The 26,312-nt window shown below is 70.0% G+C and carries 25 protein-coding genes, 1 pseudogene and 1 riboswitch; of the genes and pseudogenes, 12 read left to right on the forward strand and 14 right to left on the reverse strand.

The genetic code is table 11. From position 1 onward, the window contains the following. Positions 1–22: 22 nt before the first annotated feature. Both H305_RS0116270 and H305_RS0116275 read left to right on the forward strand, forming a co-directional pair. The gene (locus H305_RS0116270; protein ID WP_028801307.1) at positions 23–1,456 is read left to right on the forward strand and encodes a cellulose binding domain-containing protein; all 1,434 of its coding nucleotides are present in this window, start codon (positions 23–25) and stop codon (positions 1,454–1,456) included. A gap of 235 nt (positions 1,457–1,691) precedes the next feature. Next, complete coding sequence (locus H305_RS0116275; protein ID WP_028801308.1) at positions 1,692–2,159, forward strand: DUF1348 family protein; 468 nt, start codon at positions 1,692–1,694, stop codon at positions 2,157–2,159. Between the two features lie 550 nt (positions 2,160–2,709). Here H305_RS0116275 and H305_RS46140 read toward each other — a convergent pair. The 5 genes from H305_RS46140 to H305_RS46145 all read right to left on the reverse strand — a co-directional run bounded on the left by H305_RS46140 (position 2,710) and on the right by H305_RS46145 (position 7,494). After that, positions 2,710–2,865 (reverse strand): hypothetical protein, encoded by a 156-nt coding sequence (locus tag H305_RS46140; RefSeq protein ID WP_234020883.1) that lies wholly within the window; start codon positions 2,863–2,865, stop codon positions 2,710–2,712. 409 nt (positions 2,866–3,274) lie between these two features. Then, positions 3,275–4,753, reverse strand: coding sequence for an FGGY-family carbohydrate kinase (locus H305_RS0116285; protein ID WP_028801309.1), 1,479 nt, complete (start codon positions 4,751–4,753; stop codon positions 3,275–3,277). Positions 4,754–4,763: 10 nt separating this feature from the next. Then, positions 4,764–5,642, reverse strand: a complete 879-nt coding sequence (locus H305_RS0116290) for an MBL fold metallo-hydrolase (RefSeq protein WP_028801310.1) — start codon at positions 5,640–5,642, stop codon at positions 4,764–4,766. Positions 5,643–5,654: 12 nt separating this feature from the next. After that, positions 5,655–5,722, reverse strand: a riboswitch (guanidine-III (ykkC-III) riboswitch). 206 nt (positions 5,723–5,928) lie between these two features. Beyond that, the gene (locus tag H305_RS0116295; protein WP_028801311.1) at positions 5,929–6,324 is read right to left on the reverse strand and encodes a hypothetical protein; all 396 of its coding nucleotides are present in this window, start codon (positions 6,322–6,324) and stop codon (positions 5,929–5,931) included. A 93-nt stretch (positions 6,325–6,417) separates the two neighbouring features. Further along, positions 6,418–7,494 carry a LacI family DNA-binding transcriptional regulator gene (locus tag H305_RS46145; RefSeq protein ID WP_234020889.1) on the reverse strand — a complete coding sequence of 359 codons (1,077 nt, stop codon included), beginning with the start codon at positions 7,492–7,494 and terminating at the stop codon, positions 6,418–6,420. Between the two features lie 248 nt (positions 7,495–7,742). Between H305_RS46145 and H305_RS0116305 the strand changes: the two genes are divergently transcribed. Both H305_RS0116305 and H305_RS0116310 read left to right on the forward strand, forming a co-directional pair. After that, positions 7,743–9,110, forward strand: a complete 1,368-nt coding sequence (locus H305_RS0116305; RefSeq protein ID WP_028801312.1) for an extracellular solute-binding protein — start codon at positions 7,743–7,745, stop codon at positions 9,108–9,110. Between the two features lie 133 nt (positions 9,111–9,243). Further along, positions 9,244–10,086: a carbohydrate ABC transporter permease gene (locus tag H305_RS0116310; protein ID WP_078629080.1), complete on the forward strand. Its 843-nt coding sequence runs from the start codon at positions 9,244–9,246 to the stop codon at positions 10,084–10,086. A 27-nt stretch (positions 10,087–10,113) separates the two neighbouring features. On the opposite strand, the pseudogene H305_RS50685 reads toward H305_RS0116310, so the two are convergent. After that, a pseudogene (locus H305_RS50685) lies at positions 10,114–10,611 on the reverse strand (transposase); the annotation flags it as partial. A 158-nt stretch (positions 10,612–10,769) separates the two neighbouring features. Between H305_RS50685 and H305_RS0116315 the strand changes: the two are divergent. The 7 genes from H305_RS0116315 (at position 10,770) to H305_RS0116345 (ending at position 19,284) form a co-directional block, all read left to right on the forward strand. After that, the gene (locus H305_RS0116315; RefSeq protein WP_037764165.1) at positions 10,770–11,663 is read left to right on the forward strand and encodes a carbohydrate ABC transporter permease; all 894 of its coding nucleotides are present in this window, start codon (positions 10,770–10,772) and stop codon (positions 11,661–11,663) included. A gap of 62 nt (positions 11,664–11,725) precedes the next feature. Beyond that, on the forward strand, positions 11,726–13,243 hold the full coding sequence (locus tag H305_RS0116320) for an alpha-N-arabinofuranosidase (RefSeq protein ID WP_028801315.1): 1,518 nt from the start codon (positions 11,726–11,728) through the stop codon (positions 13,241–13,243). 238 nt (positions 13,244–13,481) lie between these two features. Beyond that, positions 13,482–13,955 carry a carboxymuconolactone decarboxylase family protein gene (locus H305_RS0116325; protein ID WP_028801316.1) on the forward strand — a complete coding sequence of 158 codons (474 nt, stop codon included), beginning with the start codon at positions 13,482–13,484 and terminating at the stop codon, positions 13,953–13,955. Positions 13,956–14,236: 281 nt separating this feature from the next. Further along, positions 14,237–15,133: an RNA polymerase sigma-70 factor gene (locus H305_RS0116330; protein WP_028801317.1), complete on the forward strand. Its 897-nt coding sequence runs from the start codon at positions 14,237–14,239 to the stop codon at positions 15,131–15,133. Positions 15,134–15,304: 171 nt separating this feature from the next. Further along, entirely contained in the window at positions 15,305–16,540 is a 1,236-nt protein-coding gene (locus H305_RS0116335; protein WP_028801318.1) for an NAD(P)/FAD-dependent oxidoreductase, read from the forward strand. 166 nt (positions 16,541–16,706) lie between these two features. Next, the gene (locus H305_RS0116340) at positions 16,707–18,407 is read left to right on the forward strand and encodes an FAD-binding protein (protein ID WP_037764167.1); all 1,701 of its coding nucleotides are present in this window, start codon (positions 16,707–16,709) and stop codon (positions 18,405–18,407) included. A 130-nt stretch (positions 18,408–18,537) separates the two neighbouring features. Beyond that, complete coding sequence (locus H305_RS0116345; protein ID WP_028801320.1) at positions 18,538–19,284, forward strand: SDR family oxidoreductase; 747 nt, start codon at positions 18,538–18,540, stop codon at positions 19,282–19,284. Between the two features lie 77 nt (positions 19,285–19,361). On the opposite strand, the gene H305_RS0116350 is transcribed toward H305_RS0116345, so the two are convergent. Next, positions 19,362–20,204: an alpha/beta fold hydrolase gene (locus tag H305_RS0116350; protein ID WP_028801321.1), complete on the reverse strand. Its 843-nt coding sequence runs from the start codon at positions 20,202–20,204 to the stop codon at positions 19,362–19,364. A 342-nt stretch (positions 20,205–20,546) separates the two neighbouring features. On the opposite strand from H305_RS0116350, the gene H305_RS46150 reads away from it, so the two are divergent. Further along, the gene (locus H305_RS46150) at positions 20,547–21,317 is read left to right on the forward strand and encodes a hypothetical protein (protein ID WP_037764171.1); all 771 of its coding nucleotides are present in this window, start codon (positions 20,547–20,549) and stop codon (positions 21,315–21,317) included. A 133-nt stretch (positions 21,318–21,450) separates the two neighbouring features. Here the strand turns inward: H305_RS46150 and H305_RS0116360 are convergent, their stop codons facing one another. The 7 genes from H305_RS0116360 to H305_RS0116390 form a co-directional block, all read right to left on the reverse strand. Then, a complete protein-coding gene (locus tag H305_RS0116360) occupies positions 21,451–22,107 on the reverse strand; it encodes a fasciclin domain-containing protein (protein WP_028801322.1) in 657 nt (218 codons plus the stop codon). A gap of 70 nt (positions 22,108–22,177) precedes the next feature. Next, positions 22,178–23,812 carry a molybdopterin-dependent oxidoreductase gene (locus H305_RS0116365; protein WP_028801323.1) on the reverse strand — a complete coding sequence of 545 codons (1,635 nt, stop codon included), beginning with the start codon at positions 23,810–23,812 and terminating at the stop codon, positions 22,178–22,180. A 315-nt stretch (positions 23,813–24,127) separates the two neighbouring features. After that, the gene (locus H305_RS0116370; protein ID WP_028801324.1) at positions 24,128–24,544 is read right to left on the reverse strand and encodes a gas vesicle protein K; all 417 of its coding nucleotides are present in this window, start codon (positions 24,542–24,544) and stop codon (positions 24,128–24,130) included. After that, entirely contained in the window at positions 24,541–24,774 is a 234-nt protein-coding gene (locus tag H305_RS0116375) for a gas vesicle protein (protein ID WP_028801325.1), read from the reverse strand. Before H305_RS0116375 ends, H305_RS0116370 begins: the two co-directional genes overlap by 4 nt. Then, positions 24,771–25,598 (reverse strand): GvpL/GvpF family gas vesicle protein, encoded by an 828-nt coding sequence (locus tag H305_RS0116380; protein WP_028801326.1) that lies wholly within the window; start codon positions 25,596–25,598, stop codon positions 24,771–24,773. The genes H305_RS0116375 and H305_RS0116380 overlap by 4 nt, the downstream gene beginning before the upstream one ends. Next, entirely contained in the window at positions 25,591–26,025 is a 435-nt protein-coding gene (locus H305_RS0116385) for a gas vesicle protein (protein WP_028801327.1), read from the reverse strand. Before H305_RS0116385 ends, H305_RS0116380 begins: the two co-directional genes overlap by 8 nt. 20 nt (positions 26,026–26,045) lie before the next feature. Beyond that, complete coding sequence (locus H305_RS0116390) at positions 26,046–26,300, reverse strand: gas vesicle protein GvpG (RefSeq protein ID WP_028801328.1); 255 nt, start codon at positions 26,298–26,300, stop codon at positions 26,046–26,048. Positions 26,301–26,312: the final 12 nt, after the last annotated feature.

Raw genomic sequence — 26,312 nt, forward strand, 5'->3', positions numbered from 1 at the left:
AGACTCCCCGAAAGGAACCCGGATGAGAACCCGTCCCGCCACCGGCCGCCGCCGAGTGGCCCTGGCCCTGTCAGCGCTCCTGGGCAGCACCGCCCTGGCCGCCGTCCCGATGAACGCGACCGCCGCCACCGCCGATGGCCTCGCCGTCCAGTACCGCACCAGCTCCGGCGGGGCCACCGCCGACCAGAGCGAACCCTGGCTGAAGGTGCGCAACACCGGGACGTCCACCGTGCAGTTGAGCCAGGTGAAGATCCGTTACTACTTCAAGGCGGACTCGGCGAACGCCTCCTACCGGTTCGCCTGCTCCTGGGCGGTCAAGGGGTGCGCCAACATCACCGGCACGTTCGGCGCGCTGAACCACCCCACCGCGACCGCGGACCAGTACCTGGAGATCGCCTTCACCTCGGGCGCCGGAACACTCGCGCCGGGCGCCGACACCGGCGACATGCAACTGCGCTTCTACCAGTCCAACTGGCAGACCCTGACCCAGTCGGACGACTACTCCTTCAACTCCTCCCTGACCTCGTACGCAGACTGGAACAAGGTCACCGCGCAGCTCGCGGGCAGCACGGTCTGGGGCACGGCGCCGGAGGGCAACGACCCGACCGATCCGACCGACCCCACTGATCCGACCGACCCGCCCGGTGGCGGCCAGACGCTGTTCGACGACTTCTCCTACACATCCCACACCGACCCGGCCCTCGCCGCCCACGGCTGGAACGTCCGCTCCAACTCCGGCGGCCCCGGCGTGCCCGGCGCCACCTGGGACCCGTCCAAGGTCACCTTCCCCACCGTCTCCGGCAACTCGGTGATGAACCTCCAGACGTCCACCGCGGGCACCGCCGAGTCCACCAGGCAGACCGAAGTCGTCTCCAAGAGCACGAAGTTCAAGAACGGCACCTACGCGGCCCGGGTGAAGTTCACCGACGCCCCCGCGTCCGGACCCGACGGCGATCGTCTGGTGCAGACCTTCTTCACCATCAACGACCTCAAGGCGCCGATGGCCGACGACTACTCCGAGTACGACTTCGAGTACCTGCCCAACGGCGGCTGGGGCGAGACCGGCAACATCCTGTACACCACGTCCTGGGAGACCTACAACCCGGACCCCTGGCAGGCCGTGAACCAGCACACCGAGGCACGCCAGAGCTACGCCGGCTGGCACGACCTGATCGTCACCATCGACAGCGGCAGCATCAAGTACTACATCGACGGGCAGCTCTTCGGCACCCACGACCCCCAGTACCTGCCCGAGCGGCCGATGTCGATCAACTTCAACCAGTGGCTGATCGACCTCAACGGCCAGACCTCCACCACGGCCCGCGCCTACGACGAACAGGTCGACTACGTGCTGCACGTCAAGGACCAGGTCCTCACCCCGGCACAGGTGGCCGCGAAGGTGGCCGCGTACCGCGGCGCCGGGACTGCCTTCGTGGACGAGGTCCCGGCCTCCTGACTCCGGCCCGCACACGTGTCATCTCCCCGTCCCGGCCGCGGACATGAGGCTGCCGGGACGGGAACGCCGGACGGCGCCCGGGCCATGGACACGCCGCCCGCGCAGGCCGGCAGGTGTGCCGCTCCGCCCGGGCGGCCGCTGTTGCGATCACCAGGACGCAGGTATCGAATGAACGGTGGAACACACCTGGCCGCAACGGAACCGTCCGCCCGCCGGACGGGCTCTGGGAGACAGCATGGCCGCAAAGCCTCCCGTGCCCCCGTTCACCCGGGAGAGCGCGATCACCAAGGTGCGTCTCGCCGAGGACGCATGGAACACCCGGAACCCTGAACAGGTCTCGCTCGCCTACACGGTCGACAGCCGCTGGCGCAACCGTGCCGAGTTCGTCGACGGGCGTGCGGAGATCGTCGCCTTCCTCACCCGCAAATGGACCAGGGAGCAGGACTACCGGCTCATCAAGGAGCTGTGGGCGTTCACCGAGAACCGGATCGCGGTGCGGTTCGCCTACGAGTGCCACGACGACTCGGGCAACTGGTTCCGCTCCTACGGGAACGAGAACTGGGAGTTCGACGACGAAGGGCTGATGCGGGTCCGTCTGGCATGCATCAACGACCTCCCCATCACGCAGGAGGAGCGCAGGTACCACTGGCCGCTCGGGCGCCGCCCCGACGACCACCCGGGCCTGAGCGACCTGGGGTTCTAAGATCGCGCACCGCAGCCGTTCGGCCAGGACCACTGGCTCATGCCGGTAGGCCGTCCACGTCCTCCCGCGGGAGATGGGAGGGCTACCCCTCCGATCGAGACGGCTGCCCCTTCGAGACGCTCCACGAGCCCGACTGCCGCACGGTCTGGGTCACATCCTGGCTCACGGTCGGGGTCACATCCTGGTTCGCGACGGTCACCGACCGCGACGGGAACGAGTTCCCATCCGACCCGGGGACGACAGCCCGGGGGCGACGAGGAGGGACGAGGCCCGGGAGGCCCGGAGAGGCGCACCCGGGCACGCCACACCCCCGGGGGAAGAACCGCCCCGGGGGAATCGGCACCTGGGCCCACCGTGGAAAAGCCCGGCGCAGCACCGCCGCGCCGCGCCCGTCAGCACTGAGGCCGACGCCCGTGGTTTGCCGCGTGCTTGCGCCTGCCCTTCTTCTTACGGCGTCGCTTCGAGGACATGGGAACACCTCCTTCGCTTCGGCCGGGGATCAGAGGTCCGACGGCCCGCTCGCGCGGCCGGAACCTCATCAGCCTGCTCGTCAGACTTCCTCAGCCTGCTGGGCGCGGAGTTCCGCCCGGTCCATTTCCGTCCGTCGCTCCAGCTCGTCGTCGTCGGGGCGCAGCGGCAGGCCCCGCCCATGGCCCGTGTCCGGGTCGCCTTCGACTTGTTTGTTGGACTTGTGATGGTGAGCCACCGTCAGTCCCTCCCTCGCGGGCATCGCGACCTGTGTTGCCCGCTGCCGCCGCTCTGCCGGGGCCGCCTGTCATCCGGCCGGCGCCGCCCGTGGCGGCAGCTGCTGTCGCGGTTGAGGTGTCCATAGACCAAACTCCACTCAAACAACTGCGCGGACAACCCGCAACCGGAGACCTGCGGCCGAGCCCCAGGCCTCCGGCACACGTTCAGCGGGGACAGCCGGCGGCCTCGACGTGTGCGTGCGGTTACCCTGAGTCACGACGCACGGTGCCGCGCGCTCAAGTCCTCGACCTGGTGGCGTCGAGGTGGCGCCGTGTCTCCTCCTCGGGAACTCGACGGGTGTGGCGCGACCGAGGTCGACGTGCCCGCGCACCTTCCGGCCGAGGTCCGTGACGAGCCGACGGCGGCCGTCAGCGCTCCTGAAGTGCCGCCAGGATATGGACCGTCGACGAGGTCTCCAGGTACAGACGCCGGTAGAGGTCGTACAACTCGTCGTATCGTCCGGTGTTCCGCGCATCGGGCGTCACCACCTCGCGCACCGGGTTCCATTCCTCGACGGTGACGTCCGCGACGAGCTGTGCGGCCAGCAGCGCGCCGCCGTAGCCGGCGCCGATGGTCGTGGTCCGCACCTCCTGCGGACGGCGGGTGATGTCGGAGACGATCTGCGTCCACAGGGAGCCCTGGGTGCCGCCCCCGACCGCGACCACGCGTCGGATGTCCCCGCCGGCCGCCTCGATGACCTCGATGTTGTGGCGGACACCGAACCCGGTGGCCTCCAGAGCGGCCCGGTAGAGGTCGCCGCGGGTGTGGGACAGGGTGAGTCCGGCGATCACTCCGCGGGCGTCCGGGTCCATGACCGGGGTGCGCTCGCCGGAGAAGTACGGGAGCATCAGCAGGCCGTTGGCGCCGGGGCCCGACTCGGCGGCCAGACGGGTGAGTTCGGTGTGGTCGGTGCCGGTGAACAGGTCGCGCAGCCAGTTGGTGACGGCGCCGGACGTGGCCATGCCGCCGGCCAGGTTGCGGGTGCCCCGGATCGCGCCGACCGTGCCCCACAGGGACGGGCTGGTGAGGGGCTCGGGCACCGTGTGGATGAGGAACATCGTGGTGCCGTACATCAGCATCAGGTCGCCGTTGTTCTGCGCGCCCACGCTCAGCGCCTCGGCCCAGGCGTCGATGGTTCCGGTGGTGACCGGGATGCCGGCGGGCAGACCGGACTCCCGGGCGGCCCGGGCGGTGAGCGTGCCGGCCGCCTCGCCGGACCAGCGCAGCGGCGGCAGCTCGATGCCCGGTGCCACTTCGGCGGCCCAGGGGGCGTACCACTCACAGGCGAGGGTGTCGTAGAGCGGGGTGCACTGGCTCGCCGAGTGGTGGTCGAGGACGTAGTTCCCCGTGAGGTTCCTGACCAGCCAGGAACTCGGCATGTACAGGCGTCGGGCCCGGGTGTAGAGCTCGGGCTCCTCGTCGGCGATCCAGGCGATCTTCGGCCCCGCCGCCTGGGTGGAGAGGGCGGATCCGCCGCGGCGGATGATCTCCTCCGCGCCGAGCCGTTCTTCGATGCGCCGGATCTGGCGGACGGAGCGCGTGTCCACTCCGTAGAGGACGGCGGGGCGCAGCGGGGCGTCGTGCTCGTCGGTCAGCAGGACGCAGGGCCCCATGCCGCTGACCCCGACGGCGACCACGCCGGTGTCTCCGGGTGCGTTCAGCTCCCGGGCGAGTTCGGTGAACTCGCGCCACCACACCGAGGCGTCCATCTCGAAGCGGCCGGGACCGGGCCTCGTGGGGGTGTGTTCCCGGACGGCGGAACGGATCAGTACACCGTCGAGGCCGACGAGGACGCCCTTGCTGCTCGACGTGCCGATGTCCACACCGATCACCGCGTTGCGAGGCATGACCGGACTCTCAGGCGCCGCGGCAGATGACGAAGGCGGGGAACGGGTGCCGGCCGGGCCGGTCGCCGACCTCGTCGATCGCCGCCCTGATGTCGCGCAGCCGGCCCGGGGCCATCTCCAACGGCGGCTCGTCGGGCTGGTAGGTGGTCCGGATCGGGTAGTCCACGCCGGGCTCTCGCGTCATCTCGATGTGGCACCCGAGCACGTGGGTCACCGGACGGCTGTCCGCGAAGTCGATCAGGCGGTCGACGGTCCGCGTGAAGGCCGGCCAGTCCGCCACGTACAGCCGGCCGGGGTAGACCGTGTCGCCGGTGAGCAGGAATCCCGTCCAGGGGTCGTAGTAGGTGACCGCCGCCTCGTGGTGTCCCGGCGTGGAGAAGCACTCCAGCACGCGGTCCCCGAGGTCGATCCGTGCCACCCGGTCGGGATCCTCGCGGAACCCGAAGTAGTCCCATGCGGTGTCGAGTCGGGCTCCCACGACCTGGGTGTCCGGGCGGCCCGTGAACTGCGCGTCTGCGGCGATGTGGTCGCCGTGCGGATGGGTGTGGAGCACGAGCAGCCCGTACCCGTCGTACGGATGCCGGCGGAGCCGGTCGGCGATCAGACCGTCGACGACGCGGCGCAGCGGGAAGTACTCCGCGGACGCGGTGGCCCCGGTGTCCAGCAGCACCGCCCGCTCGCGTCCGAAGAGCAGGAACATGAACGGCGCCTCATAGTTGATCGCCATGTTCTGCCGGAGGATGAAGGTGTCCTCGTCGTACGCATGAACCTGGATGTCGGCATCCGTGTTGTGCTTCGCCGACGGTGATCCGTGGTCCCACTCGACGTCCAGCGGGCGGGACCCGTGCACCGCGGGCGCCGGGCCGAGCGAGCGCTTGTCCGCGTCCACGAAGCCTCCCCTTGTGCGTCGTCTTTGCGGAGCGGGTACGGCGCACTCCTCGTCCGGGGCAGGCACCGGCGCGCCGCCGCCCGGAAACTAACACGGTCCGCCAAGTCCCGCACGCACGCGGTGACCGGCGTCGGCGCGATTTCGTACGAGGGCGACGATCGCCACGGGCGCGCGGCATCGGTGGCCGGCCCAGTCGCGGTCAGTCGCGAGCGCGGCCGGCCACGCCCCCGTCACGTACGTACGGCCGACGACCGTCACGCACGCACGGCCGGCCATCGTCACGCATTTACGCCCGCGCGTTCGTCTCCCCGTCCTCCTCCTGCGGCACGGCGTATCCGGGGACGGAGGGCCATCGCACGGTCAGCACCACCGACTCCTCCTCGGCGACCCAGGAATGGTCCACTCCCCGGCCCCAGACGACGTAGTCGCCCTGCTCCGCCAGCACGACACTGCGACCGGGCAGCTCGACGCGGAAGCGGCCGCTGACGAGGACCTGGAGAGCTGTGCGTGTCTCTCCCCGCACCCACTGCTCGCGCCGCTCACCGCGTCGGTGGACGCCCCACTTGATCTCCACGGCCTCGCTCCGGCGGGGATCGCCGGGCTCCTTGAAATGCCCGAGCAGCCAGCCCCGGTCCAGTGCCGCGTCCTTGCCGGCGTTGCCCACGTACACGCTGTCGTCCATGCGCCCGAAGCTAACACCCGCTCCGCGGCCCACAGCGCGCTCGGCGCAGGGCGACGGCACCGGACTCGGTGACCGGGCCGGACGGAAACGGCGTCACGCGTCGCCGGTGCCTGGCCCCGTCGGCGTGGACGGACGTCCGGCGCTGCTCTCGCGGACCACCAGCCGGTGACCGGCCGTCAGCGTGGTCGGGAGGTTGACCGGTTCGTCCGACATCCGGTCGAGCAGTGCCGCCACGGCCATGCGGGCGATCTCACGCTTGTCCGGTGAGACGGTGGTGAGTGAGGGCACGGCGTAGCGGGACTCCTCCAGGTCGTCGAAGCCGACGACCGCCATGTCGTGCGGGACTTCGACGTGCCGCTCGTGGGCCACGCGCAGTGCGCCCGACGCGAGGAGGTCGGAGAAGCAGAAGACCGCGTCCGGACGGTGGTCCAGGTCGAGCAGGCGGCTCATCGCCTCGGCCCCCTCGGCCCGCCCGAAACTGCGCACCGGGGGCGCGAGGCGGGGGTCGTAGGGGACGCCGGCGGCATGGAGGGCGGTGAAGTAGCCGTGCATGCGCTGGGCGGAGGTGGCGAACGGCGGGTCGGTCTGATGTCCGATCACGGCGATCCGCCGACGGCCGAGTGCCAGCAGGTGCTCGGTGGCCTCGCGCGCCGCCGCGGCATTGTCGATCAGTACGTGATCGGCGGCGATGTCGTACGAGCGCTCGCCCAGCAGGACGAGCGGCACCGTCTGTTCGAGAGCCGCCAGCCGTGCCTGGTCGAGCCGGAGGGGGCTGAGCAGGACGCCGTCGATCAACGAGTCGGTGAGTCCGCTGGCGATGCGCAGTTCTTCGTCGGGGTCGCCGCCGGTGTCCTCGATGAGCACCGTGTAGCCGTGTTCCTTGGCCGCCACGACCACTTCGGCGGCGAGTTCCGCGAAGTAGGGGGCGACGAGTTCGGGGAAGGCCAGCGCGATGATGCCGCTGCGGCCGGTACGCAGGTGGCGGGCGGAGGCGTGCGGACGGTAGTCCAGTTCCGCGATCGCCCGCTCGACGCGCAGCCGGGTCGGTTCGGCGACCTTCGCGGCGCCCCGCACCACGTTCGACACCGTCTTGATGGACACACCCGCGCGCGCGGCGACGTCCTTCATGCGTGCTCCGGCCACGTCCCCGCCCTTTGTGCCGCTCTGCATGGTTCCGGTGTCACCCTACCCCCTGATTCCAACGTTGGAACAGAGGCACCCGACGGAGCTCCCCGGACACCCGCCCAGCCGCCGCCACCGATTCACCAGTGTCGACGCAACCTATTGACGACCGCAGCTGAACTAAGTACAACGTTGGAAACTTCTCGGGCTGATCCACTCCGAGCCGCTTCAAATCAACGATTACAACGTAGAACCACCTGCCCCCCGGGCCAGCCGTTGTGGAAGGACGCACACTCATGCCGGAGCGAACAGGGCACGTCCCAACCTCGGCGCCGTCACGCCGTCTCCTGCTGCGGGCGGCGCTCGCGCTGGGGACGACCGTCGCCGGCACCACCCTGACCGGCTGCGGCAACACGCTCGCACAGGGATTCACCGGCGGCGCGCCCGCGTCGGCCCGGCTGAACTTCTGGAACCCGTTCACCGGTGGCGACGGAGCACGCATGGTCGCCATGGAGAAGGCCTACGGTGCCGAGCACCCCGGCACGACCCTGAAGTCCTCCACCTTCGTGTGGGGCAACCCCTACTACACCAAGCTCACGCTGGCCACGCTCGGCGACCGCCCACCCCAGGTCGCCGTCGCCCACCTGTCCAAGGTGCCGACACTCGCCGAGGCCGGCCTCCTCACCGAGCTCGCCCCCGCGGCGCTGGCCCGGCACGGCATGACGGCCGACCGGTTCGACGCCAAGCCCTGGGCCAATGCGCATCTCGACGGCTCGCTCTACGCGGTGCCGCTCGACACGCATCCCTTCGTCCTGTACTTCCGCACGGACATCGCGAAGAAGGCGGGACTGCTGGACGGCAGCGGGCAGTTGACCGCCATCGACGGTCCCGACCAGTTCATCGACGCGATGAAGGCGGCCAAGGAGGTCACCAAGAACTGGGGCGGCTCGGTGGCTGCCATCAAGGACGCCTCCACCCAGTACCGGCTCTTCCTCTCCCTGTACCACCAGCTGACCAGCTCTCCTCTGGTCACCGACCAGGGCAGGCGCGTCAGCATCGACACCGGCGCGGCCGAGGAGGCCCTCGCCTACATCCGGCGCATGACCGTCGAGGAGAAGGTCCTGCCCACCGGCGTCGACGGCCCGGGCGCCATCACGCTGCTGACCACCGGCAAGGCCGGATTCCTCATGGACGGCGTGTGGCAGGTGGTGGCCGTGCAGGACGCGAAGGTCGCCTTCGACATGCGGCCCTTCCCCCGCATCTTCACCGAGCGCCCGTACGCGTGCTTCGCCGATTCACATGCCCTGGTGCTGCCCAAGGCACCGTCCGCGAAGGCGCAGCGCCTCGACACCTCACTGGAGTTCGTGCGCGCGATGCTCGGGTCGAGTCAGCTCTGGGCGGAGGGCGGCCACGTGCCGGCCTGGCTGCCCACGCAGCGCTCGGCCGCCTACAAGAAGCTGGTCCCGCAGTCGCACTACGCCGCTGCCGCCGACGGAGCCGTCTACGACCCGGTCGCCTGGTACGGCGGAGCGGGCAGCACCCTGCAGATCGTGGTGGGCGACGCCGTCACCTCCGTGTTCACCGGCGCCAAGAGCCCCCGGGCGGCAGCCGCCGCGATGCGTTCGCGGCTGCGCAAGCAGGCGGACACGGCGTCCCCCGTCTGAGCGGCACCGCACGGCACCGCTCCCCGACACCCCTGGACTTCGCAAGAAAGGTCTGCCCGTGGCTGCCACCGCACCGTCGGCTTCCGCCGCCTCTCCACCGACACGAACGACCCACTGGGCCGGTCCCGCCCTGATGGCCCCCTTCGCAATCCTCTACGCCCTCTTCCTCGTCGGCCCGCTCCTCTACATGCTCGTGGCGAGCTTCTTCGACACCTCCCTGCTCAAGGGCGGTCTGGGACACTGGGTCGGGTTCGCCAACTACGGTGACGCGCTGAGCGATCCGGAGTTCTGGCGCACGCTCAAGCACATCCTCTGGTTCACCGTGCTGACCACGGTTCCCCTGGTGCTGCTCAGTCTCGTCCTCGCGGTCCTCGTCGACCGGTTCGTGCGCGGCCGGTGGTTCCTGCGGTTCGCGTTCTTCGCGCCCTTCCTGATCCCGTCCGCCGTGGTGTCCCTGCTCTTCATGTACATCTACGCGGACCAGGTCGGGCTCGCCCAGGACGCGATCAAGGCCGTCGGTGTGGACACTCCCCCGTCCTGGCTCGGCGACCCGGACTGGACCATGGTGTCCATCGCCGCCGCGACGGTCTGGTGGACGATCGGCTTCAACTTCGTGCTGTACCTCGCCGGCCTCCAGGACATCCCGCGCGAGGTGCACGAGGCCTCGGCCATCGACGGTGCCGGACCGTGGCAGCGCATCCGGCACATCGTCGTGCCGCTGCTGGGCCGCACCACGGTGCTGGTGACGGTGCTTCAGGTCATCGCCTCGCTGAAGGTGTTCGACCAGATCTACATGATGACCGGCGGCGGGCCCGACGGTGCCACGAAACCGACGCTGGAACTCATCTACGACACCGGTTTCACCGAAGGGCGGGTCGGCTACGCCTCCACGCTGTCCATGCTCCTCTTCGTGGTGATCCTGATCGTCTCCGCGGTCTGGTTCGCCCTCGTCCGCCGCGCCGAGAGGTACCAGTGACTTGGCTTCGTCCCCATGCCTGAAGGTGGGGATTCCAGCGGTTGCCCGCCGGGGTTCCTGCTTCGTCGACGACCGCCCCGTCCGGGAGGACTCCCCTTGAGGTCTCACACCGTCTCCGCAGGCAGACACCGCCGGCCCGGCGGCCGATATGGTGCTCGCCGCGTTCACACCACGGTCTTGCACGGCCCCGCAGTCGCAACGTTCCCGACGGCGGTCGGCGATCCGAGCATGGACCTTGGCGGCCTTCCGGCTGGCCTTCTCCCGGTTGTTCGGGCCCTTGGCCTTGCGGGACAGCTCCCGCTGCGCCTTCACGAGCCCGGCCCGGTCACGGTGCTCATGCCGCGGGTTGGTGATCTTCTCCCCCGTGGACAGAGTACGCTGCTCGCCGAACCAGGCGCGTGTGCGTTCCTCCAACGCCCGGTCGCAGACAAGGCGGACACAGCCGAACGTACGCGACGACTCCGCCGCCTGCCCGTCCGCCGGATGGAAGCGGTACCTGAAGGCCCGCTTCACCAGCCGCGCCATGCCCCACATTCTGTCAGCTCCCGTGCGAGCCACGGGTGCCGGCCAGTGGTCGGCACCCGCCGCATCGCCAGGACGGCGATCCAGATCTCCCTGCCCTGCTCCGCAGGAGTCCCTCTCCTCCCCGGCCCGAACCCCGGGGCATCCACGGAGGCATCCCGATGACCGCGATACTCACCGAGCAGCCCACGGCGACACAACGGCCCGCCACATCCGCCGTCACCGGCCGTACCCGTGACTCCGAGAAGCTCTTCAACCGCATCGCACTGGGTGTGGTGATCGCCCTGGCCGTGCTGTGGCTCGTCCCGCTGCTCTGGGCGCTGGCCACCTCCGTCCGGCCCGCCCAGGAGGTCATCACCGACCCGACGGGCTGGTTCACCGCCCACCCCACCCTGAGCGCGTACGGCGATCTCTTCGCCAAGGGCAAGCTGCCCTACTGGTACGCCAACAGCCTCATCACGTCGGCGCTGACGACCGTCCTCACCGTCGTCGCCGGTTCGCTGGCCGCGTTCGCCCTGTCCCAGACGGGCTTCCGCGGACGCCGCACCATGTACCTGCTGCTCCTCGCCGGACTCATGGTTCCCGGGCAGGTGCTGATGATCCCTCAGTTCCTGACCCTCCAGGAAACGGGGCTCCTGAACACCTACTGGGGTGTGGTACTGCCCCAAGTCCCCAACGTGGTGGCCGTCTTCGTCTTCAAGCAGTTCTTCGACGGCATACCCCGCGAGCTCGTCGACGCCGCCCGCGCGGACGGCGCCGGATACCTGCGCACCTACTGGCAGATCGTGATGCCGGTGTCGAAGCCCGTGGTGTCCGCGGTGTCGATCTTCGTGTTCGTCGGCGTCTGGAACAACTTCCTGTGGCCCCTGCTGGTCGTGACCGACCCCGAGATGATGACACTCCCCGTCGGACTCACCTCCGTCCAGGACGTGTTCGGCGTCCCCTACGCGCAACTCATGGCGTCCTGCGTGCTCGGCGCCATCCCACTGATCGCCGTGTTCACGCTCTTCCAGCGGCACATCGTCGAAGGCATCCAAGGCACGGGCCTCAAGTGACTGCTGCACCGCACCGGTCCCGGGCCGTTCATCGCCCTGCACACCCGAGAGAAAGGCACCACATGCACACCGCCCGGTTCACCATCGACCCGGAGTTCTCCATCGCCGATGTCGACCGGCGTCTGTACGGGTCCTTCGTGGAACACATGGGACGCTGTGTGTACACCGGCATCCACGACCCGGAGCACCCCACCGCGGACGAGGCCGGCTTCCGCGGCGACGTGGCCGGCCTGGTGCGGGAACTCGGCACCGGTCTGGTGCGCTACCCCGGCGGCAACTTCGTCTCGGGGTACCACTGGGAGGACGGTGTCGGACCGCTCGCCGAGCGGCCGCGACGCCTGGACCTCGCCTGGCGCTCGATCGAGACGAACCAGGTCGGCACGAACGAGTTCCTCGGCTGGGCCAAGGGCCTCGGCCTGGAACCCATGATGGCCGTCAACCTCGGCACCCGCGGCATCGACGCCGCCCGCGCCCTCGTCGAGTACTGCAACCACCCCGGCGGGACGGCCTGGTCCGACCTGCGGATCAAGCACGGCGTCGCCGATCCGCACGGGGTGAAGCTGTGGTGCCTGGGCAACGAGATGGACGGTCCCTGGCAGACCGGACACAAGACGGCGACCGAGTACGGACGCCTGGCCGCCGAGGCCGGCAAGGCCATGCGCCAGGTGGATCCGAGCATCGAACTGGTCGCCTGCGGCAGCTCGAACTCGACGATGCCCACCTTCGGGACCTGGGAACGCGAGGTCCTGGAGCAGACGTACGACGAGGTCGACTACCTCTCCCTGCACGCCTATTACGAGGAACTGGACGGCGACCGGGCCAGCTTCCTCGCGTCGGGCGCGCACATGGACCGTTACATCTCGGACGTCGTGTCCACGGCGGACCACGTACGCGCGGTGCGTCACGCCAAGAAGCACATCCGTCTGTCCTTCGACGAGTGGAACGTCTGGTACGCGGCCCGCTTCCCCGGAGAGCGGAACCTGGAGACCGCCGAGACGCCGCGGCTTATCGAGGACACCTACAGCGTCACGGACGCCGTGGTCGTGGGCTCGTTGCTCATCACGCTGCTGCGCCACGCCGACCGTGTCGCCGTCGCGTGCCTCGCCCAACTGGTCAACGTCATCGCTCCGATCCGCACCGAACCCGGCGGGGCCTGCTGGCGTCAGACCATCTTCCACCCGTTCGCGCAGGCCGCCCGCTTCGCCACGGGCCGCGTGCTGCGTACGGAGATCAACGGCACCAGGATCCACACGGACCGGCACGGGGACGTCACCGCCCTGGACGCCGTCGTCACCCATGACGAGACGGACGGTTCCCTCACGGTGCTCGCCGTCAACCGCGCGCAGGACCGCCCGTTGAAGCTGGAAGCGGCGTTGCGGGGTCTCCCGGGAGGCTACCGCCTGGAACAGCATCTGGTCCTCACCGACGACGACCACGACGCCGTGAACACCGAGGCGGAACCGAACCGGGTGGTCCCGCGCCTGGTGGCCGGTGCTCATGTCACGCCTGACGGCGTGCTGGAGGCCGAACTCGCGCCGGTCTCCTGGAACGTCGTCCGGCTGGTCCGCGCGGACTCCTGACCTCGCCCGGGCCGTCGAGGACTACCCGGCGGAGCCGGAGGCGGACACACCCGCTTCCGGCTCCGAGCGGGGCGAGGCACCCCGCCGCATCACCCATGCCCCCCCGGCATCGGTCCTTCCCCTGCGCGGGACGACGGCCCAACGGCGCAGGAGACGCACGTCACACTCGACTGCCTGTCACATTCCGCCGAGTTGCCCGGTCAGCAATGCGTCAATGCAACTCAGCCAGGAGATGGTCATGGAATCGCGCCTCAACTACTTCGGCAACGCCCTCGCGGGGAAGATTCTGAAACACATCAACTCGGCCGCCAAGGTGCTGTCGGAGTCGGGGCTGCCCGCCGCCACCCAGGAGCTGGTGAAGATCCGTGCCAGCCAGATCAACGGGTGTGGCTTCTGCACCGACATGCACACCAAGGAGGCCACTCTCGCCGGTGAGACCGCGGTGCGGCTCAACCTGATCGCCGCCTGGCGGGAGGCGACGGTCTTCACCGACGCCGAGCGCGCGGCGCTGGAGCTGGCCGAGCAGGGCACCCGGGTCGCGGACGCCGCCGGCGGTGTCAGCGACGAGGCCTGGGCGAACGCCGCCAAGTACTACGACGAGGACCAGCTCGTCGCGCTCATCTCCCAGATCGCCGTCATCAACGCCTACAACCGCATCAACGTGATCAATCAGCAGCCGGCGGGCGGCTACCGCCCCGGACAGTTCGGCTGAGCGATTCCGGCCCGGCCGGACACCCACGGTCCGTCTTCTCGTCGCCCCGGCCCACGGCGAGAGGGCGGACTTCCCGTGTCCGCCGGTCCCACGGACCATGCGGCGGGGCGACGGCCGGACGCGCCCGCCGCGAGGAGACAGAGGAATCAAGGGACCCCGGGCACTCGGCGAGTGACGTCGTCAGCACGTCATTCGCGGTTGTTGTACAGGCCACCCAGTGCCGTGGGCGCACTGCTGTGGCGGCTTGTAGCATGGTGATCTCGGGGTCTGAAGGGACGACCATGCACGCTGGGGACGACGCCGACTCCCTCGACCGGGCGACGAAGGATTTCCTGGCAGCGCGCCCGCAGCTCTTCGGTATCGCGTACCGCATGCTGGGCAGCTCCGTGGAAGCCGAGGACATCCTTCAGGAAGTGTGGGTGCGGTGGCAGAAAGCCGACCGCACGAACATCCTCGAACCGGCGGCCTTCCTGACGACCGTCACCACACGTCTGGCCATCAACCATGCCCAGTCCGCCCGGGTGCGGCGGGAGTCGTACACCGGCCCGTGGCTTCCCGAGCCGGTCGACACGAGTCAGGATCCGCAACTGGGCGCGGAGCGGGCCGAGGCGCTCGAACTGGCCGTTCTGGTTCTGCTCGAGAAGCTGAACCCGGTCGAACGCGCCGCATACGTCTTGCGGGAAGCATTCGACTACCCGTACAAACAGGTCGCGGACATGCTGGACACGAGCGAGGCCAATACCCGCCAGCTCGTGAGCCGTGCGCGCAAACACCTGGCAGCCGAGCGCAAGGAGCAGGTCAGCCGGGCCGATCACCGACGCCTGCTGGAGGTGTTCGTCACGGCGGCGCAGACGGGCAATCTGACGGAGCTCGAGGATGTGCTCGCCGCCGACGTCGTCAGTTATGCCGACGGCAACGGAATGCGCGGCGCGTCGAGGATTCCGGTCGTCGGACGCCCGCACGTCTCCAAGTACGTGGTCGCCTTCCGGCCGCGGTTCTGGCCTCAGTCGGACGTCCGGTGGGTCGAGGCCAACGGTCGGCCGGCCGCTCTCGTCACGTCCGGCGGGAACCCCATGGCCCTGCTGTCCATCGATGTGTCGGCGGACGGGATCGACCGTCTCATGTGGGTGCTGAACCCGGACAAGCTCGCGCCCTACATGGCGTCGCTGAACGCCTGAGCGCCGCTCCGTCACAGGCGCGCGGCGCGGCCACCGCTGTTCCAGCGGTCTCGTGGCGCTGCCCGTCTCCCAATGGATGAACGAACACCTGTCACAGGGCGCGCCGTCACGCCGTCGCGCGGGCGGCCCTCCCACCATGGCTCACAGCATGCGGACTCCGAGAAGAGGAACATGACGTCCCCAGTGAACACCTTCGTGATCGTCGGAGGCGGTCTGGCCGCGGGCAAGGCGGCGGAGGCACTCCGGGAGCACGGCCACAACGGCCCGCTCCTCGTCGTCGGCGACGAGCGGGAGCGCCCGTACATCCGGCCGCCGCTTTCCAAGGGCTATCTGCTGGGCAAGGAGGAGCGCGACTCGATCTTCGTGCACCCCGAGGACTGGTACGCGCAGCACGAGGTCGACCTGCTCCTGGGCACGAGCGTGCGCGCCGTCGACGCCGGGGCGAAGGAGGTGGAGCTGGAGGACGGGCGTCGTGTGCCCTACGCCAAACTGCTCCTGGCCACCGGTTCCTCCCCGCGCCGTCTGTCGGTTCCCGGGGCGGAACTGGACAACGTCATGTATCTGCGGCGCGTGGGAGACAGCGAACGGCTGAAGGAAGCCTTCACCGCGGGGGCCAGGATCGTCGTGATCGGCGACGGCTGGATCGGTCTGGAGACCGCCGCGGCCGCCCGGGCCGCGGGGGCGGAGGTCACGGTCCTCGAACACGGGGAGCTGCCGCTGCTGAAGGTGCTGGGGCGTGAAGCGGCCGAGGTCTTCGCCCGCCTGCACACGGATCACGGCGTCACCCTGCGCCCCCGCGCCCAGGTCGAGAGCATCACCGGGAGCGGCGACCGAGTGGACGGCGTACTGCTCGCCGACGGCACCCGGCTGCCCGCGGACGCCGTGGTCGTCGGCATCGGCGCCGCCCCCAACGACCAGCTCGCACAGGAGGCGGGCCTGAAGGTGCGGAACGGCATCGTCACCGACGAGCATCTGCGGACGTCCGCGCCCGACGTCTACGCCGCGGGCGACGTCGCCAACGCCTACCACCCGCTGCTCGGACTGCACCTGCGCGTCGAGCACTGGGCCAACGCCCTGAACCAGCCCGGCACGGCCGCGCTCGGCATGCTCGGCCAGGACGCCGTCTATGACCGGCTGCCGTACTTCTACACGGATCAGTACGACCTCGGGATGGAGTACACGGGTTACGTGCCGGCGGACGGCTACGACCGTGTCGTCTTCCGCGGCGAGGCCGCCGAGCGGCAGTTCATCGCCTTCTGGATGTCCGGGAACCGTGTGCTCGCGGGAATGAGCGTCAATGTGTGGGACGTCATCGATCCGATCCGTTCCCTGATCCGGTCCGGGGCCGACGTCGACGACGCCCGCCTCGCCGATCCCGGTGTCCCCCTGGACGGCCTTCTCCCCTGAGGCCGGCAGTACCGGGGCGAGGGGACGACATCGCCGGTCGTCCCCTCGCCCCGGGAACGGGAAACCCTCCCCCGCTGTCACAAATACCTCCGCCGCCCGGTCGTACTCGATGACGACCAAGTCGATCGGAGTAATCGTGGCTATCACCGAACAACGTTTGTCCACCATGGTGCTGGTGATCGGTACCGGCGGAGCGGGCCTGCGGGCGGCGATCGAGCTGGCCGAGGCCGGTGTCGACGTCCTCGCCGTCGGCAAGCGTCCCAAGGAGGACGCCCACACGGCGCTCGCCGCCGGGGGTATCAACGCGGCCCTGGCCACGATGGACCCCGAGGACAGCTGGCAGCAGCACGCCGCGGACACCCTCAAGGAGAGCTACCTGCTCGGGGACCCCCGTACCGCCGAGATCGTCACCCGGGGCGCCGCACTGGGCATCGACGACCTGGAGCGCTACGGCATGGCGTTCGCCAGGGAGACGGACGGCCGTATCTCCCAGCGGTTCTTCGGCGCGCACAAGTTCCGCCGCACCGCTTTCGCCGGCGACTACACCGGCCTGGAGATCCAGCGGACACTCATCGGGCGCGCGAGCCAGCTCGCCATTCCGATGCTGGACAGCGTCTACATCACCCGGCTGCTGGTCCACGACGGCGCCGTGTTCGGGGCCTACGGCTTCGACCTCGCCAAGGGGACGCGCTACCTCATCCACGCGGACGCCGTGATCCTCGCGGCCGGAGGCCACACACGTATCTGGCGGCGCACGTCCTCCCGACGCGACGAGAACACCGGCGACTCGTTCCGGCTGGCCGTCGAGGCCGGGGCCCGGCTGCGCGATCCCGAGCTGGTGCAGTTCCATCCCTCGGGCATCATCGAACCGGAGAACGCGGCGGGCACCCTGGTCAGCGAAGCGGCACGCGGTGAGGGCGGCATCCTGCGCAACGCGCTCGGCGAGCGGTACATGACCCGCTACGACCCCGAGCGCATGGAACTCTCCACCCGCGACCGGGTGGCCCTCGCCTCCTACACGGAGATCAAGGAAGGGCGGGGGACGGCCAACGGCGGGGTGTGGCTCGACGTCTCGCACCTGCCGCGGCAGACGATCATGACGCGGCTGCCCCGCGTCTACCAGACGCTCCTGGACCTTCAGATGCTGGACATCACGAGGGAGCCGATCGAGATCGCCCCCACGGCGCACTACTCGATGGGCGGCGTCTGGGTCAGGCCGGAGGACCACAGCACCGACGTCCACGGCCTGTACGCCATCGGTGAAGCGGCGAGCGGGCTGCACGGCGCCAACCGTCTCGGCGGCAACAGTCTCATCGAGCTGCTCGTCTACGGCCGGATCACCGGACAGGCGGCGGCCGCCTACTCGGAGTCGCTGACCGCGCAGCCGCGGTCGGCGGCGGCGGTGGCCGAGGCGCGCGCGGAGGTCGACGACCTGCTCGCCGCGGACGGCCCGGAGAACGTGCGTGCGCTGCAGCGCGCCATCCGCAACACCATGACGGAGCACGCCGGAGTGGTGCGGGACGAGGAAGGCCTGCGCGCCGGACTGGCGGAGCTCGCGGTGATCGAGAAGCGGATGCAGGACGTCGGAATCCATCCCGACATCGCCGGCTATCAGGATCTCGCCCACGCCTTCGACCTCAAGTCGGCGGCCCTGGCCGCGCGAGCCACACTGGAAGCAGCGGTGGAGCGTCGTGAGACCCGTGGCTGCCACAACCGGAGCGACTACCCGGACATGGACCCGGCGATGCAGGTCAACCTCGTGTGGTCCCCGGCGACCGGCATCACCCGCGAGCCCGTTCCGGCCGTCCCGGACGAGATCTCCGCGCTGATGGAAGAGGTCTCGACCCGAGGAAAGCTCGTCGAGTAGTCCGCGCGGGCCCGGATTCGGCGCAGCGCGCCGCGGGCCTGCCCCCATGGCTCACGCCCGTGCACGGAGCGTGACGCGACTTGCATGTCGCACCCGAAATACATGAAGACTCATCGAAAGGACCCTCGTCATGAAGGTTGTAGTCATCGGCGGAACCGGACTCATCGGCTCGAAGGTGGTCGCCAAGCTCAAGGAACACGGACACGAGGCGGTGCCCGCCGCGCCCAACACGGGCGTCAACACCCTCACGGGTGAGGGCCTGGCGGAAGTACTGAAGGATGCCTCCGTCGTGGTCGACGTGTCGAACTCCCCGTCGTTCGCGGACGACGCCGTCATGGAGTTCTTCCGCACCTCGACGACCAACCTCCTCCGTGCGGAGGCCAAGGCCGGTGTGACCCACCATGTCGCGCTCTCCATCGTCGGCACCGACCGGCTCCCGGAGAACGGCTACTTCCGTGCCAAGGTCGCGCAGGAGGAGCTCATCAAGGCGTCGGGCATCGCGTACTCCATCGTCCACGCCACACAGTTCTTCGAGTTCGTCACGGGCATCGCCGACTCGGCGACCGAGGGCGACACGGTGCGGGTCCCCGACGCGAAGATCCAGCCCATGTACTCCGACGACGTGGCCACCGCCGTGGCGGGCGCGGCGATGGACGCGCCCCTCGACGGCGTGGTGGAGGTCGCCGGCCCCGAGGCGTTCTCGTTCGAGGAGTTCATCCGCACGGGCCTCGCCGCCGGGAACGACCCTCGTACCGTCGTCGTGGACCCGCACGCCGAGTACTTCGGTTCCGAGCTCGAGGAGACCAGCCTCCTCCCCGGCCCCGGCGCACACATCGCTGAGACCCGCTTCACCGACTGGCTCGCGCAGCGGAAGTAGTCGGCGGGTCGGCTCCGTCCGATGACCAAAGGCGAGAGGGCGGGTGACATGGAGTCACCCGCCCTCTTTTCGGTCGGTCAGCGGGTCGCCCGCGCCGCCTCCTCAATGATCCGGGACACGTCGCCGGGACGCGAGACGCTGACGGCGTGCGAGGCCCTGACCTCCACCGTGCGGGCGTCGGCGCGCTCGGCCATGAAGTGCTGGGTCCTCGCGGGGATGTTGCGGTCCTCGGTGGCCACGAGTGCCCAGGACGGGACGGTCTTCCAGGCAGGCGTGGAGGAGTCCTCCGCCAGGGCGGCACCGGTCACGGGCCGCTGGGTGACCGCCATGATGTCGGCGGTGTTCTTCGGGACGTCCGCGGCGAACTGGCTGCGGAACTTGCCCTGTTCGATGTAGAGGTCCTGGCCCCGTGAGCCGTCGGGCAGGGTGACCGGGACGGGACGCAGGGCCGCGCCGAGCGTGCTGCCGGGGAACTTGTCCGCCAGATCGAGTGCGCTCTCCCCCTTGTCCGGTATGAAGGCGGCGATGTACACCAGCGCCTTGACGTTGTCGGCTCCACGGGCGGCGTCGGTGATGACCGCCCCGCCGTAGGAATGCCCGGCGAGCACGACGGGCCCGTCGATGCCGGCCAGCAGTTCTCTGACGTAGGCGGCGTCGCTGCCGAGTCCGCGCAGGGGGTTCGCCGCGGCCACCACCGGGTAGCCGTCCCGCTTCAGCTTCTTCACGACGCCGTTCCAGCTGGTGGCGTCCGCGAATGCGCCGTGCACGAGAACCACCGTCGGCTTTCGGGTGTGCGCCGTGAGTGCCTTGCCGGCGCTCGCCGGGACGACCGTCGCGGCGAGGATGCCCGCGGCGATACCCGCCGTGGCCATCACAGTGAGCGGGGTGCGGACACTTCGGCGAAGAGGATGCCGGTTCATGAGAATTCCTTTCGGGAATGCCGGTCGAGTGGTTGATGTCGCTCTTATGACAGGAAGCCCATGAAAGATGTGACATCTCCATGGAAAAGTGCCTCGTCAACAGGACTGTCGCCTAGCGCGGCAGCGACTGGCCGGCGGGCGCTGTGACGCGCGATCGGCCGATGTCACAAACGGCGTGGCTGTCCGGTCTGAATGGTTGAACGCACTGAGGGAACAGGGAGGTCGTCCTCCGGGACGCATCCCACCGACGAGGCGCCGGGCCCGCTCCGGCCTTCGTGAACCGCACCGGGGCGATCGACGCGCGGCTGTACCGATGGTGCTGCGCGAAGGGAAGGATGCCGTATGCGGCATTCCGATGAGGCGACGCCCATCACGGAGCTGCTGGACGAGCGGAGAGATCTGCTGGCTCTCGTCCGCGGAATGCTGGGCAGCGGCAGCGAACTCGACAGCGTCGTCGACGAGACCTATCGACGGTGGTACGAGCTGTCCGGTCCGGTGCGGGCGCAGATCGCGGCGCCCGGCTCCTGGCTGACCGACGTCGCCGGCGGCATCTGCCTGGCCCGGCTCGCCCTGCCCGTCCGAGGGGAGGCCCCTGCCGGAAGGGGCATCGCCCGGCAGGCCGAGGCGGGGCCCGGCGAGCCGGCCGGCCACGCGCGCCGCAGCCTTCGAAGGCGGCGCCTGGAGCCCACTACACCGCAGCAGCACGATGTCGTGGTATGTGCCGTCCGGCAGGCGTGTGCGGCCCGGGACGCGGTCGCTCTGGCGTCCTTGCTGGCGTGCGATGTCACGGCGTTCTTCGACGGCGGCGGCAAGATCCGTGCACTGGTCGAGCCGGTGCACGGCAGTGAACAGGTCGCCCGCGCCCTGCTGACACTGCTCTCCGGACACGCGCCCACCACACTGCGCGCCCAGTCCGTCAACGGCAGGACCGGACTGGTGGTGCGCTCCGGCCACCAGGTGGCCGCGGTCATCGGCCTCGACGTGACCGTCCGTCATGTCGTGCAGGTGTGGGTCACCCTCAACCCGGACAAGCTCCGCTCCTGGAACCCTCCCGGCAGCACACCGCGCCCCCGCCCCGGACTCTCGCCACGCCGACAGACGTCGACGTCGTGACCAGGGCGCCGGCGCCCGGGGTGCCTGCTCGTGCGACGCGACGGCGGTGGGGCGGGGTGGCCGGTCCTTGCCGGCCGCCCCGCCCCACCCCGTCACACGCCGCCCGCTCTCAGCCGGCCCCGGCCCTCACACGTCAGCTCTTGGGCATCAGGACGGTGTCGATGATGTACACGTCGGCGTTGGCCGTCTTGACGTTGCCGCAGACCACCTTGGCGGAGTCGTTCACCGTGTAGGACTCTCCCGAGCCGGACGTCATGAGCTTCGACTTCTCCAGCGTGTCGAACGAACCGTTCTCCAGGTCCTTCGGAGATCGCTTCCCGCCGACGACGTGGTAGGTGAGGATCTTCGTCAACTGCGCCTTGTCGCCGAGGACCTTGTCGAGCGTGGCCTTCGGGATCTTGGCGAACGCGTCGTTCGTCGGCGCGAACACCGTGATGTCCTCGGCGTTGTTGAGTGTGTCGACCAGACCCGCCTTCCTCACTGCCGACACCAGGGTGGACAGCGCGGGGTTGTTGGACGCCGCCGTGGCCACCGGATCCTTCGCCATTGCGTCGAAGGAACCCGCACCGCTCTTCGGCACCGACGAACACGCCGGTCCGAACGGCTCGTCCGTCGTCGCGGGGCTGCTCGCAGCGTCGGACATTCCGTCGTCCGAGGCGGACGCGGAGGACTTGGCGGCGGAGTCAGACGTGGCCGAGTCGCTGCCGCTGTCGGAACAGGCGGACAGGGACAGGGGCAGCACAGCGGCTGCGGCCAGGGTGACAGCGGTACGACGGATACGGGTGTTCATCAGATCTCTCCTGTTGTCGATCGACGCGGCGACTGCCGCTGGAACCGTGCGGAAGAAGGTCATGGGTGGGTCATTCGACGGTCACCGCCGTGGAGTGCCATCCACTGGCCCCGTCGGGGGCGGTGCGGGTGCGCTTGTCGGTCTGCACCGCACCGGTGCGGTCGGTGGCACGCACCGTGAGGGTGTGGCCGCCCTTGGTGGCCGTCCAGGCGAACGACCACTGCCGCCAGGTGTCGCGGGAGTCCTCGGCCGCGAGCGTGGCGGTCCGCCAAGGCCCGTCGTCGACACGGACCTCGACCTTGTCGATGCCGCTGTGCTGTGCCCAGGCGACCCCGGCGACCATCACCGTGCCCGCCTCGGGCCGGGCGAACGGCTTCGGCGTGTCGATGCGCGACTGCGTCTTGACCGGCGCCTGCCGCGCCCAGTCGCGCCGGACCCAGTACGGGTCGTACGCGTCGAACGTGGTGAGCTCGATGTCCTCGATCCACTTGCAGGCCGACACGTAGCCGTACAGGCCGGGCACCACCATCCGGACGGGGAAACCGTGTTCGAAGGGCAGCGGCTCTCCGTTCATGCCGAGAGCGAGCAGGGCGTCCCGGCCGTCCATCACGTCCTCGACAGGGCTGCCGATCGTCATGCCGTCCACGGAACGGGCCACCAACTGGTCCGCGGGGCCGCCGTCGGACGGCGCCCGCACCCCGCACTCAGCCAGCAGGCCGGCCAGACGCACCCCGGTCCAGCGGGCGTTGCCCACGTACGGTCCGCCGACCTCGTTGGACACACAGGTCAACGTGATGTTCCGCTCGACCAGTTCGCGGCGCAGCAGGTCGTCGAAGGAGAGCGTCACGGGCCGTCGTACGCCTCGGCCGTGGATGCGCAGCCGCCAGGCCCCCGCGTCCACCTTCGGCACCACCAGCGCGGTGTCCACGCGGTAGAAGTCCCGGTTCGGCGTCACGAAGGGACTCACGCCCGCCACGCGTACCTGGGCACCCCTGGGCACCGCCGAGGCCGGGGACCCGGGGGCGGGGAGGACCACCCGCTGCCGGGACGCCACGGCATCGCGGCCACGCCGTCCGTTCAGGGTGCGTCCGAGGACACCCGCGCCGGTGGACGCGGCGGCGGCAGCGGTCGCGGCGACGACGAAGCCGCGGCGGTCCCAGACCTCGTCCGAGGGCTGGTCTCCGGCCGGTGAGCCGGCGGCGCCGCCACGGCCCACGTCGTCGGTGGGCCGGTCCGCCCGCCCGAGACGGCCGGCGAGCAGGTACAGGAGCAGGGCGCCCGCGGCCGCGCCGGCGAGTGACGGAAGGGCGTCGCCGAAACCGGTCGAGTCCGGACGACCGGTCGCCGCGAGCGCACCCACCCCGCCCAGGATCAGTACTCCGGCGGCGCCGGTGCGCCGACGATGCACGGCGAGAACACCCAGTGCCAGGGCGACCAGCGCCAGGATTGCGAGAATGCCGGTCTGGAGGACGACTTTGTCGCCGGTGCCGAAATGGCGGATGGCCCAGTCCTTGACGGGAGCGGGCGTACGGTCGATGGCCGCACCGCCGACGGCGACGACGGGGGACGCCTGAGGACGCACCGCGGCCGAGACCGATTCGGCGACACCGAGCGAGGCGAAGCCGGCCAGTGCGCCACTCAGTGCGCCCAGCGCCGTCCTTGTCCGCCGGTGTCGGCTGCGTGTCTTCTTCTCGTCGTCCCTCACGTGGGGAATCCGGTCCGGCGCCGCAAGCGGATTGGTGGACTGCCCGATCGGATGAATGTCTCTTCCGGGCCAATCCGAACAGCCCGCGGCAACGGATGAATCGGGTCCTTCGCCGCGCGGACCGCCTTGCGCCAAGGCACTTTCATGACGTCGACCGGCCTCGGTCACACATGTGCGGGCACGCCGTCTAATCCGCTGTGCGGCGCCATGCGACGTGTCCGTGGAATCGGGGCCATCTGCCGCACCGCTCCGGTCAACGGCGCGGGCACGACGTCCGCGACCGACGCCGTCACGGCGGTCCCGCCCTGCCGGGGGTCAGTCGGAGGGGCCCGGCGGCAGGAGCGTACCGAGGGGGCCGAGGTCCAGATTGAGGTCGTCCATGGTCAAGCCGTAACTGGCGCACAGCTCGTTCATGCGGTCGTGGAGGATCATGAGGGTGGCCCCCAGCCGTTCCTCCTCCTCCTCGGTGAGGTCACCGCGGTCGACCCGGTGCAGTGCCTGCCGCTCCATGAGCTGCCGCAGCAGCTCGACGAGCGTGAGGACGAGCCTGACCAGATCACGCTCGACGGTGTCGGGATCTGCGCTGATCCGGCGGGCCGGACGAGGAGGCCCCTGCCGACGGGTCCGTGCGATGTCGTCCGGCACCGCGGGCAGCAGGCGGAAGGCCCGCTCGGCCGCGTCGGTGATCTCCCCGAGACGATCGGGCGGACGGCCGTCGTCCGTGCCCGTCACGGGCCGGCCCCGGGGCGTGCGGCCGCGTCCCACGGTGACGGGTTCTGGGCGCTCACGGAGACGATCAGCGCGCGCAGCGAGATGCGGACGAGGTCGATGTCGGCGATGGACAGCACCACATCACCGGTGAGCACCACGCCACCGCTCAGCAGGCGGTCCAGCAGGTCGATGAGGGCCACCTGGCGCTGCGCCAGGGGCTCGTCCGAAGGAGCCCGCTCGACCGGGTTCACGGCGCCCGATCCGGTGCGGGGTTCTCCTCGCGCTCAGGGGCGGCGAAGGAGTACGGGGCCCAGGGCCCGGTGACTTCGATGCGTATGCCGGACAGTCCCTCCCCGACGTCGAGGATCTGCTTCCGGAAGTCCTCCGCCGTCTCACGCGCGACGAGATAGGCGTCGTTGACGACGTTCTCCCCGGCGCTCGCGGCGAGTTCGCCCTGCTGTACGCGGTGCCGGGCGTGACCGGCGGCCACGGTGCGGCCGATCGCCTCGACGAGCTCGGCGGCCTGCCGGGCGGCTTCGTAGCGCTCGTCCATCGAGTGCCGCTGGGCACGGCGGGCGCGCAGGTAGGCCCGCCCCGGGCTGAGGCCCTCGGCCGCGTCGGGCGCGCCCGCGGCGTCGGGTACCGCGGTGGCGGACGGCGTCTCGACGTAGATCTTGACGCCCCACTCCAGATGCCCCGACAACCGGTCCAGGGCCTGGGAGAACGTCGCCGCGTCCTGCCGCAGCATCGCCCGTACACGTTCGTCGTCGAGGTACACCGTGGCGAGGCGGAGGGGCAGCACGGTGGTGTGCGCGGCCAGCACCTCGATGACGGTGTGGTGGGCGCGCGCGACCGCTTCCAGCCAGTCGAGGTCCTCCAGGTGGCGTCTGAGGGCGCTCTCCTGGAATTCGGGGGCGGGCACCGGGCTCACCGCGGCCGCGAGCTCCATCGCTGCGGTGCCCGCGCTCACGAGGCGGACCGGGGCCCGCGCCACGCCCTCCACCTCCGTCAGGGCCGAAGCGAGCCCGGCGGCGTCGCGCAGCACCGCGTAGGCGTAGGTGACCTGCTCAGCCATCGTCCGCCCTCCCGCGCCGGGCGGTGGACGGCTTGGAACCACGACGCTTGGGGGCGGTCGCCGTGTCCTCCTCGCGAGGCAGCTCCCGCTTCTCCTTGAGCGCCTCGATCTCCGCTCGCAGTCGCCGGTTCTCCTCCGCCAGCGACCTTTCGCCGTTCGCACGGGAGGACAGGGACGGATCGTGCTCCCACCAGTCGATGCCCATTTCCCGGGCTTTGTCGACGGAGGCGACGATCAGCCGGAGCTTGATGGTGAGCAGCTCGATGTCGAGCAGATTGATCCGTATGTCGCCCGCGATGACGATCCCCTTGTCGAGGACGCGTTCGAGGATGTCGGCCAGGTTCGCGGAAGAGCCCTGGCCGTAGCCGTACGGCGCCCCTGCCCGGGACGGGTACGAGCTCAGTCGGCCGGCAGGGGTCTCCGACATGCGGTCACCTCGTTTCCCGTTCAGGGGGCTGTCTCGCCCCGCCGGTAGGCCGCGATCTCGTCCAGCCGGTCGAGGAGTTCGTCCTCCCGCTCCTCGAAGGTCTTCTGGTCGATGCGGCCTTCGAGCAGGTCCTTCTCCAGGTCGGCGAGTGCACGCTGCACGGGCTCCGGGTCGTAGTACTCCTGCTCGGCCGCCTCCACGACGCGGTCGACGACCCAGCCCACGCCCCGCACGGGCGCCAGCGGCAGGGTGAGAATCTGACTCAGCAGGCCCATGAGCAGCACCTC

This window comes from Streptomyces sp. 142MFCol3.1 (assembly GCF_000424945.1).
Lineage (GTDB): Bacteria > Actinomycetota > Actinomycetes > Streptomycetales > Streptomycetaceae > Streptomyces > Streptomyces siamensis.

What these genes read in the sequence shown, in the direction of transcription:
- H305_RS0116270 (WP_028801307.1), top strand. Translation starts at nt 23, where the DNA reads ATGAGAACCCGTCCCGCCACCGGCCGCCGCCGAGTGGCCCTGGCCCTG.
- H305_RS0116275 (WP_028801308.1), top strand. Translation starts at nt 1,692, where the DNA reads ATGGCCGCAAAGCCTCCCGTGCCCCCGTTCACCCGGGAGAGCGCGATC.
- H305_RS0116285 (WP_028801309.1), bottom strand. Translation starts at nt 4,753, where the DNA reads ATGCCTCGCAACGCGGTGATCGGTGTGGACATCGGCACGTCGAGCAGC.
- H305_RS0116295 (WP_028801311.1), bottom strand. Translation starts at nt 6,324, where the DNA reads ATGGACGACAGCGTGTACGTGGGCAACGCCGGCAAGGACGCGGCACTG.
- H305_RS46145 (WP_234020889.1), bottom strand. Translation starts at nt 7,494, where the DNA reads ATGCAGAGCGGCACAAAGGGCGGGGACGTGGCCGGAGCACGCATGAAG.
- H305_RS0116305 (WP_028801312.1), top strand. Translation starts at nt 7,743, where the DNA reads ATGCCGGAGCGAACAGGGCACGTCCCAACCTCGGCGCCGTCACGCCGT.
- H305_RS0116310 (WP_078629080.1), top strand. Translation starts at nt 9,244, where the DNA reads ATGGCCCCCTTCGCAATCCTCTACGCCCTCTTCCTCGTCGGCCCGCTC.
- H305_RS0116315 (WP_037764165.1), top strand. Translation starts at nt 10,770, where the DNA reads ATGACCGCGATACTCACCGAGCAGCCCACGGCGACACAACGGCCCGCC.
- H305_RS0116320 (WP_028801315.1), top strand. Translation starts at nt 11,726, where the DNA reads ATGCACACCGCCCGGTTCACCATCGACCCGGAGTTCTCCATCGCCGAT.
- H305_RS0116325 (WP_028801316.1), top strand. Translation starts at nt 13,482, where the DNA reads ATGGAATCGCGCCTCAACTACTTCGGCAACGCCCTCGCGGGGAAGATT.
- H305_RS0116330 (WP_028801317.1), top strand. Translation starts at nt 14,237, where the DNA reads ATGCACGCTGGGGACGACGCCGACTCCCTCGACCGGGCGACGAAGGAT.
- H305_RS0116335 (WP_028801318.1), top strand. Translation starts at nt 15,305, where the DNA reads ATGACGTCCCCAGTGAACACCTTCGTGATCGTCGGAGGCGGTCTGGCC.
- H305_RS0116340 (WP_037764167.1), top strand. Translation starts at nt 16,707, where the DNA reads ATGGTGCTGGTGATCGGTACCGGCGGAGCGGGCCTGCGGGCGGCGATC.
- H305_RS0116345 (WP_028801320.1), top strand. Translation starts at nt 18,538, where the DNA reads ATGAAGGTTGTAGTCATCGGCGGAACCGGACTCATCGGCTCGAAGGTG.
- H305_RS0116350 (WP_028801321.1), bottom strand. Translation starts at nt 20,204, where the DNA reads ATGAACCGGCATCCTCTTCGCCGAAGTGTCCGCACCCCGCTCACTGTG.
- H305_RS46150 (WP_037764171.1), top strand. Translation starts at nt 20,547, where the DNA reads ATGCGGCATTCCGATGAGGCGACGCCCATCACGGAGCTGCTGGACGAG.
- H305_RS0116360 (WP_028801322.1), bottom strand. Translation starts at nt 22,107, where the DNA reads ATGAACACCCGTATCCGTCGTACCGCTGTCACCCTGGCCGCAGCCGCT.
- H305_RS0116380 (WP_028801326.1), bottom strand. Translation starts at nt 25,598, where the DNA reads ATGGCTGAGCAGGTCACCTACGCCTACGCGGTGCTGCGCGACGCCGCC.
- H305_RS0116385 (WP_028801327.1), bottom strand. Translation starts at nt 26,025, where the DNA reads ATGTCGGAGACCCCTGCCGGCCGACTGAGCTCGTACCCGTCCCGGGCA.
- H305_RS0116390 (WP_028801328.1), bottom strand. Translation starts at nt 26,300, where the DNA reads ATGGGCCTGCTGAGTCAGATTCTCACCCTGCCGCTGGCGCCCGTGCGG.